The organism is Limimaricola litoreus, assembly GCF_024159025.1.
In the GTDB taxonomy this organism is placed as follows: Bacteria; Pseudomonadota; Alphaproteobacteria; order Rhodobacterales; family Rhodobacteraceae; genus Limimaricola; species Limimaricola litoreus.
This window is the reverse complement of sequence record NZ_JAMYXC010000182.1, coordinates 1-920: the sequence shown is the minus strand read 5'-3', so window position 1 is coordinate 920 and position 920 is coordinate 1. Positions and strand designations below refer to the sequence as shown.

Sequence of the window (920 nt, the reverse complement as noted above, 5' to 3'; positions counted from 1 at the left end):
CCCTGCGCCGAAAGCAGGAAATCGACGAACTGCGCCGCCGCGCGCGGCTGGCCCGCCGTCGCCGGGATCATCGCGGCGCGCGACAGCACCAGCGTGTAATCGCGCGGCGCGATCACCCCGAGCCGCGCGTCGCGCCGCGCGCGCACCAGCGCATAGGAGCCCAGCACGTTGTAGGCCACGAGGTAGCGCCCCTCGGCCACGCCGTCGATGATCTCGGCCGAGCAGCAGGTGGCGATGGCGCCCGAGCGCCCGAAGCTCTCCATCAGCCCGCCGAAGGTCGTGGCTTCCATCGAATCCGCGAAGGCGAAGAGAAAGCCCAGACCCGAACGCTCGATGTCATAGGTCGCGACGCGGCCGCGAAACGGGCTTTCGGTCGGACGCAGCAGGTCGAGCAGATCGAAGCGCGAGCGCGGCACCTGCGCGGGCGGCACCAATCGGCGGTTGTACACCATCACCGCCGGTTCGCGGGTGACACCCCAAAGCTCGTCGCGCCAGATCAGCGCATCGGGCAGGGCGGCGGTGAACGCCGAGCGATGCGGCCGCGCGCAGCCCTCGTTCACGAGGTCCACCATCTGGTGCACCGCCGAGGAGATCACCAGATCCGCGCCCGACCGCCCGGCGGCGCAATCGGCCGATTGCAGGCCGTAGAGCGCGTTCGACCCCCATTGCTCATAGGCGATGCGCAGGCCGGGGCGGGTGGCCAGAAAGCTCTCGATCACCGGGCCCAGCACGACGATGTCGGTGGTCGAGCGCAGGCGCAGCACTTCGGTCGCGGCCTCTGGCCCGAAATCGCGCGTCAGCTCCTGCGCGCGGGCGGGGGCGGCGAGCAGCATAAGCGCCATGAGGGCGGCGCGGATCATGCGCCGAGCCTCGGCAGCGTCAGCGCCGCCTCGAAGCCATCCGCGCCGGGGCCGAGCCGC

Annotated in this window: 1 protein-coding gene; it reads right to left on the bottom strand. The window is 71.5% G+C overall.

All coding sequences use genetic code 11. The annotated features are described in order from the left end of the window. A partial coding sequence (locus tag NHG85_RS11795) for an ABC transporter substrate-binding protein (protein ID WP_253332610.1) occupies positions 1-860 on the bottom strand: 860 nt, incomplete at its 3' end. Positions 861-920: the final 60 nt, after the last annotated feature.